Source organism: Methylosinus sp. H3A, from assembly GCF_015709455.1.
Lineage (GTDB): Bacteria > Pseudomonadota > Alphaproteobacteria > Rhizobiales > Beijerinckiaceae > Methylosinus.
The window spans coordinates 41160-47500 of record NZ_JADNQW010000001.1; the positions used below are offsets into that span (position 1 = coordinate 41160).

The window sequence follows — 6341 nt, forward strand, 5'->3', positions numbered from 1 at the left end:
CAGGACTCATTGATTGAGATAGAAGGCGACAGCGGCGGCGATGCATATGGCGGAGAAGAAGGCGTGCGCGCATCGATCGTAACGGGTGGCGATGCGCCGCCAGTCTTTGAGCTTGGCGAAGAGGTTCTCGATCTTATGACGTTGCCGGTAGAGCGCCTTGTCGTAATCGAGAGGCTTCTTACGGCTCTTTGTCGGCGGAATGCAGGGCTCGGTCCCGCGTTCCGCGAGCGCTCGCCGAAACCAGTCGCTGTCGTAGCCGCGATCTGCGATCAGGGCCGAGGACGGCGGCAGCGCGTCGAGCATCGGCCTCGCGCCTTTGTGATCGCTCATCTGCCCTTCGGTCAGCATCATGACAAGCGGCTTGCCGGCGCCGTCGCAAACGACGTGGAGCTTGGAGTTCAGCCCGCCTTTCGTGCGGCCGATACAGCGGGAAAGAGCCCCTTTTTTAGGAGGCTCGCCGCCGTCCGATGCGCTTTCAGATGAGTGGAGTCGATCATGATCCGCTCCGGCTTCGGCCCTTCTCCCGCGAGCGCGGCGAAGATACGATCGAAGACGCCGAGCCGGCTCCAACGGATGAAGCGATTGTAGAGCGTCTTGGGCGGCCCATACTCCTTCGGGGCGTCCTTCCATTGCAGGCCATTCTTGATGACGTAGACGATCCCGCTGACCACGCGGCGGTCGTCCACCCGCGGCACGCCGTGCGCCAAGGGAAAGTGAGGGGAAATTCGCGCCATCTCCGCTTCGCTCAGCAAAAACAAATCACCCATCAAAGCCTCCATTTCGGAGACCTTGAATCACGCCTCACTCCAAATTAATAGGTCCTGAGCCTAGGCTCCGCGGAGCCGGTGAAATTTTCCCGTCTTCGGGAAAGTTTCAAATCGCCCTTGGCCGAAGCGAGCACCATGATACGCTGAATGGCATAGGGGGCATGTGTTTCACAATTTCACTCGTGAACATGTTCGCAAGAGAAGCCGGTTTCTCGGCGTTCCCGCGTGAGGTTGCCGCGGCGCGAGCGCCTTGCATCAACCCCCTCCTGCCGCTGCGCGCGGCGTAATGCCCCAGCGCGCGCGCCGCAAAGCCCAGAGACTGCGATCGAGATGCAATTCGCCCGTACGGGCGCGTTTCACCATCGTGGCGAAGTAGCCGCCTGCGCCGCGCGTAAAATGCTCGCTGGGTTTCGTCGAAACGAGGGCGAGCGCGATAGCGGCAACCGGCCGGCCGAGCGCCTCGCAAGCCTCCACCCAGAGCGATTGCGAAACACCGAGTTCATGGCGTAGCGCTCCACCCGCGGCGTCGACGACGTCGCGCCAATCGGGGAACCGTGATGCGATATGCGACGCCAGACGCGGCGCGAGGTCAATCAGCTCGCCTGGATGAAGTTTCTCGATCCGCTCGTAGGGCTGGAATTTGATGGTCTCGCGGAACTCCTGAGATCCAAACTCCGAATGTTGGCCGCTTCGACCCGAAGCATCGACCCGACTACTCTTCTCGGCTGCAATTACTGTATCCTCCGGATCGATAGGTTTGTTTGTAGATATATCGTGGGGCTTGGAAACGAGCCCCACGGGGCTTTTACTCACAAGTTCGGCGGAGGCCGAAGAGGCCTGCTTGAGCAACGCGGCGGCCTCGCTTTCACTGCTTTCCAGGCTGCACACGATCAGCGCCAAATCCTCCGACCGGCAGGACTGCCGTATCGCGGCGACGAGTTCGGCCGTCTCGGCCTCAAGGCGCGTCCATTCGCGGGGCAGGGAGCCACAGCCGCGAGCGTCTCGCCGAGCTGGCGGATGCCGCGACGGGCGCGCGTTGCGCGTTTCTTGAGCGCCCGCATGCGCTCGCGCTCGGCTTTGGCCTCGGCCGCCAGCCGGATGAATTCATCATGGCGGTAAGCGAGGGGGGACAGGTCGAATCCGTAGGCCTCGATGATGCGGCCGTCGGCGCCGCGCCGGCCGTAGCGCTTGCCGGTTTCGCTATCGCGAACGATTACGACGCCCGCCTCGAAAAGCGCGCGGTTCAGCACCTTCACACGCGCGGGAGAAAGCCCGAGGAACTCCGCCTGGCGCGCGGCCGAGGGCCAGCAAATGGGGCGAGAGCCTTCTTCCCAGTCATGCGGCATGGTCTGCTTCACGAGCCACGCGATGAGCTTGTAGGCCTGCGGCGGCAGGCCGAGATAGGGCTCCGCCTCCTGAAACGCGGCGAGGTAGGAGAAAGGGCGCGCGCTGCCGGCCGCGGCCCCTACGAATTCATCGGCGCGCTCGCGCGCAGCGAGCATGGTCAGCGTGAGTCGTCGGGAACCGGTCGGCGCGGCAATCGATTTGTGTGAAAAAGGCATGGTTTCTCCTTCGGTTTGATGGCTCAAACCGCCGCGAAAGAGGCTAGAAACCGGCGCAAACAACCCCGTTAGCGGAAACGAGGTTTCCGCTTGACTTGGGGCCTGATTTTCGGAGAGTCGTGGTTGTCCAGACGCACGACTTTCCCGGCGGGTTTTCCCTAAATCGGCCGGATAAAAGCCCGCCCTTCGAGGCGGGTTTTTGTTTTTGGGCTTCTGCTCCCCCAAAAGGTTGCACGACAACGCGCGGCGTGAATCACGTCGCGCATCGAGCCAGCCTGCCGAGATTTCGCTGATTCGTCGAGAGTCTTGAGGAAAGCTTCGGAATTTCTGAGACAGCAGCGTTTTTTAAAAGGGCCGAGCATTGGAGGACGTGCATCGGAACCTGCCAGACGTGAGCAACAGGCGATCGGCTGTGTGAACAAGCACCCAATTTTTCCCCTGTGGAGCGCAGAGTTTCAAACGTTTAATGACGTCGAGGTGGCGCCCATCGATGTCTGCACTCCATCTTGACAACCGACGCGCGGGCGTCGATATTTAATGAAATGATTAAATGTTCTGAGGCGACGCTCGACTCGGTCTTTCACGCGCTGGCCGACCCGCATCGAAGGGCGATCCTGCGTATGCTGACCGCACAAGAGCGCAGCATTGGAGAAATCGTTCCCTCGTTTCCGATCTCCTTCGTCGCTGTCTCCAACCACATGAAAGTGCTGGAGCAGGCGGGTCTCGTCATCCGACGCAAGCAGGGCCGTCATCAGATGTGCAGCCTCGACAGCCGTGGCCTCGCCGCGGCCCGGAACTGGCTCGATGCGCATGAACGCTTCTGGAGCGAGCGCTCGACGCCTTGGATGCCGTCGTCGCTCAGATGAAGGCGGAGGACACGGGCCGTTAGAGTCCGGCGCCAACCGGTAGAAACAAGATGGAGGAAGCGCTTGACTCAGAATGCCCTCTCGAGCGAACGGGCTACAACGTCCGTGCCCGCGCCCGCCGCCGACCAGGCGGCCGATCCCAGCAGCCTGCGCCGGGTGGTGGTGGCCTCCTCTCTTGGAGCCGTCTTCGAAGCTTATGACCTCGTGCTCTACGGGCCGATGGCCGCGATCGTCGCCGCCGAGTTCTTCTCCGGGCTCGATCCCGCCTATGCCTATATCTTCACCTTGCTCTCCGCCGCCGTGACCTATGTCGCCCGCCCATTCGGCGGGCTGGTGTTCGGCCCCCTCGGCGACCGGGCCGGACGCAAATTCACCTTTCTGCTCACCATCCTGATCATGGGCCTGTCGACCGTGCTCATCGGGCTTGCTGCCGAACTACGCGACCATAGGAATCGCCTCGCCGCTGCTGCTCATGGCGCTGCGCATCCTGCAGGGCCTCGCCTATGGCGGCGAGTTCGGCGGCGCAGCCACTTATATCGCCGAATATGCCCCCGCCCACCGGCGCGGCTTCGCCACCAGCGCGATCGCTGTCACCGCGGCGAGCGGCCTGGCTCTGGCGATCCTGGTCGTGCTCGCCTGCGAGTCGGCGCTCGGCAAGACTGCATTCGAGGCCTGGGGCTGGCGCATTCCATTCCTGCTCTCGGCCGTGCTCATGCTGTCTCGGTCTATATCCGGCTGCGCCTGCAAGAATCTCCGGTCTTCCTGGCCATGAAGCGGTCGGGCGGCGGCTCGCGGACGCCGCTGCGCGAGGCCTTCGGCCGCTGGGAGCATCTGCGGGTGGCGCTGCTCGGTCCTGTTCGGCGCCGCCGCTGGCCAGTCGGTCGCGATCGCGACCGGCTCCTATCCGATCTACCTCCTGGCGTTGAACCTGAAGATCGATCCCTTCCTGCTGCACTACACTATCCTCGGCTACAGCGTGGTCTTCATCGCCGCGATGATCCTGGCCGGCTGGCTGTCGGACCGGATCGGCCGCAAGCCGGTCGTGCTCGCCGGCTTCATAGGCACGGCGCTCGCCGCCTATCCGGTGTTCCTCGGCGTCACCCTCTATGCGCACCCGCGTCTCGCGGCGGCGATGACCACGCATCCGGTAACGGTGGCGGCCGACCCGGCGACATGCAGCCGCCAGTTCGATCCGTTCGGCCTCACCGAGTTCCACGGCTCTTGCGACATCGCCCGGCGCGCCGTCGCCAAGCTCGGCGTGCCCTACCGGCAATCGCGCCGCGTCACGGGCCGCGCCGCCCAAGTGGAGATCGGCGCCGCGGTAATTCCCGCCTTCGAGGGCGGCGGGCTCGACCGGGCGATCTTCACGGAGCAGGCCAAGGCCTTCGACGGCGCCCTCGCCGCCGCATTGGCCGATGCGGGATATCCTGCCCGCGCCGCGCCGGAGACGACCAATGTTCGATGCTGATCACGCTCATGCCGTCCTCAGCATCTTCGTCGCGATGGCGTCCGCCCCGCTCTCGGCCTGGATGGTGGAGATGTTCCCGACCCGCATCCGCGCCACGGCCTTCGCGATGTCCTACAACATCGGCGGCTGGTTCGGCGGCTTCCTCCCGGCGATCTCATTCGCCGCCTTCACCGCCACGGGCAATCTCTATGCGGGCCTATGGTACGCAGTCGGCGTCCTGCTGGTCGCGCTCGTGGTCAGCGGCCTGTTCCTGCCCGAGACGCGCGGCCGCGCCCTGGAGCGCGTGACATGACCGGCCCCGCGGGTCGTCCGGTCTCGCTCGTCCTGGTCCGCCGCATCAATGCGCCGGCAGGACAGATATTCACCGCCTGGACGGACCCGAAATGGCTGGTCCGCTGGCTGATTCCGGGGAGCCGGAGCGCTGCGGGACGCGGTCATCGACCCGAGTCCGGGCGGCGCCTACCGGCTGGAGGGCCTCGATCCGGATGGAACGCGCTATTGCCTCTGCGGCCGTTACATCGAAGTCGCGGCGGAACGGCGGATCGCCTTGAGCTGGGAATATGAGGGCGCCGCAGCCGGCCTATGCGGGCCGCCGACGCGGGTCGACGTCGATCTGCGCCCACTGGGCGCCGACGCTTGCGAGCTGACGCTCACCCACGGCGAGCTCCAGGGGGAGGAAGCGGCTGCGACGCACCGCATATTGTGGACGATCTGCCTCGACCGGCTCGTCTGGTCGCTCGTTCCGCCGCCGGACGAGCCCGCCTTTCGCCCGTCGCTCGGGGCGATCGCCGAGCTCTATGGCGAGTCGCACCGCTTGCTGCAGGACGCCTTCGACAGCCGGCCGCTGGCCAACGCCCTGCGCAAGATGATGGTGACGAGCACGCTGACGAACGAGCACAAGGCCTTCATCGCCGGGCGGGACATGGTGTTCCTCACCACCGTCGACCATCGCGGCTTTCCCACCTGTTCCTACAAGGGCGGGGCGCCGGGCTTCGTGCGGGCGCTCGACGACCAGACCCTCGTCTTGCCGAGCTATAACGGCAACGGCATGTATCTCTCCGCGGGCAATGTCGCCGCCAATGCGAAGGTCGGACTGCTGTTCATCGATTTCGAGCAGCCGCACCGGCTGCGCATCCACGGCGCCGCGCGCCTCGTGCGCGACGAGGCGGAGCTTGCAGCCTTTCCCGGCGCGGAGCTTCTGCTGGTAGTGAAGGTCTATGAGGCCTTCGTGAACTGCTCGCGCTATGTGCATCGCTATCAGCGCGCGGAAACATCCCCCTTCGTGCCGGGCGAGCCACGCGGGGACGAGATGGCGCCCTGGAAGAATCTGGACGTCATCCGTGACGCCCTCCCCGGCCGGGATCGGGTTCGGCGCGAAGAGGCCGGATCAAGGTCCATGACGCGCGAGGAGTATCTCGCGCGCCTGAAGCGCGGGGAGAGCTGAGAGCCCGCTTCGTCTCAATAGCCTTCAAGACCGCGAACGGCTAAAGCCTCGAAATCGTGCTGCGCGAGACATTGAACCGCCGCGCGAGATCGGCTTGCGTCGCGCTGCCTTCCGCGAGCGCCGCAAGCGCTTCCTCGCGCTGATGGCGGGTAAGGGCAGGGGGCGGCCCATGTGAACGCCTCGCGCCTTCGCGCGGCTGCGGCCCTCGCCGGTGCGCGCGCGGATCAACTCGCG

Annotated in this window: 9 protein-coding genes and 1 pseudogene; 6 read left to right on the forward strand and 4 right to left on the reverse strand. The window is 64.9% G+C overall.

Annotated elements, in window-relative coordinates; translation table 11 throughout:
- Nucleotides 1-6: 6 nt before the first annotated feature.
- The 3 genes from IY145_RS00190 to repC (IY145_RS00200) form a co-directional block, all read right to left on the reverse strand.
- Nucleotides 7-767, reverse strand: a protein-coding gene (locus IY145_RS00190) for an IS5 family transposase (RefSeq protein WP_196406395.1) whose coding sequence is annotated in 2 segments (ribosomal slippage) — nt 7-434 and nt 434-767 — 762 coding nt in all. Because the reading frame shifts where the segments join, the coding sequence is not laid out codon by codon here.
- A 255-nt stretch (nt 768-1022) separates the two neighbouring features.
- A complete protein-coding gene (repC, locus tag IY145_RS00195; RefSeq protein WP_196406406.1) occupies nt 1023-1667 on the reverse strand; it encodes a replication initiation protein RepC in 645 nt (214 codons plus the stop codon).
- Complete coding sequence (gene repC / locus IY145_RS00200) at nt 1658-2554, reverse strand: plasmid replication protein RepC (protein WP_196406407.1); 897 nt, start codon at nt 2552-2554, stop codon at nt 1658-1660. The genes repC (IY145_RS00195) and repC (IY145_RS00200) overlap by 10 nt, the downstream gene beginning before the upstream one ends.
- Nucleotides 2555-2835: 281 nt before the next feature.
- Between repC (IY145_RS00200) and IY145_RS00205 the strand changes: the two genes are divergently transcribed.
- The 6 genes and pseudogenes from IY145_RS00205 to IY145_RS00215 all read left to right on the forward strand — a co-directional run bounded on the left by IY145_RS00205 (nt 2836) and on the right by IY145_RS00215 (nt 6107).
- On the forward strand, nt 2836-3195 hold the full coding sequence (locus IY145_RS00205) for a helix-turn-helix transcriptional regulator (RefSeq protein WP_210332560.1): 360 nt from the start codon (nt 2836-2838) through the stop codon (nt 3193-3195).
- A 219-nt stretch (nt 3196-3414) separates the two neighbouring features.
- Nucleotides 3415-3567 (forward strand): annotated as a pseudogene (locus IY145_RS26085) (MFS transporter); the annotation flags it as partial.
- 52 nt (nt 3568-3619) lie between these two features.
- Complete coding sequence (locus tag IY145_RS25400) at nt 3620-3967, forward strand: MFS transporter (protein WP_246721610.1); 348 nt, start codon at nt 3620-3622, stop codon at nt 3965-3967.
- A gap of 150 nt (nt 3968-4117) precedes the next feature.
- Nucleotides 4118-4663, forward strand: a complete 546-nt coding sequence (locus tag IY145_RS25405) for an MFS transporter (RefSeq protein WP_246721611.1) — start codon at nt 4118-4120, stop codon at nt 4661-4663.
- Nucleotides 4650-4955 (forward strand): MFS transporter, encoded by a 306-nt coding sequence (locus IY145_RS25410; RefSeq protein ID WP_246721612.1) that lies wholly within the window; start codon nt 4650-4652, stop codon nt 4953-4955. The genes IY145_RS25405 and IY145_RS25410 overlap by 14 nt, the downstream gene beginning before the upstream one ends.
- A 144-nt stretch (nt 4956-5099) precedes the next feature.
- On the forward strand, nt 5100-6107 hold the full coding sequence (locus IY145_RS00215) for a pyridoxamine 5'-phosphate oxidase family protein (protein ID WP_312030522.1): 1008 nt from the start codon (nt 5100-5102) through the stop codon (nt 6105-6107).
- Nucleotides 6108-6147: 40 nt separating this feature from the next.
- On the opposite strand, the gene IY145_RS26415 is transcribed toward IY145_RS00215, so the two are convergent.
- A partial coding sequence (locus IY145_RS26415; RefSeq protein ID WP_196406408.1) for a helix-turn-helix domain-containing protein occupies nt 6148-6341 on the reverse strand: 194 nt, incomplete at its 5' end.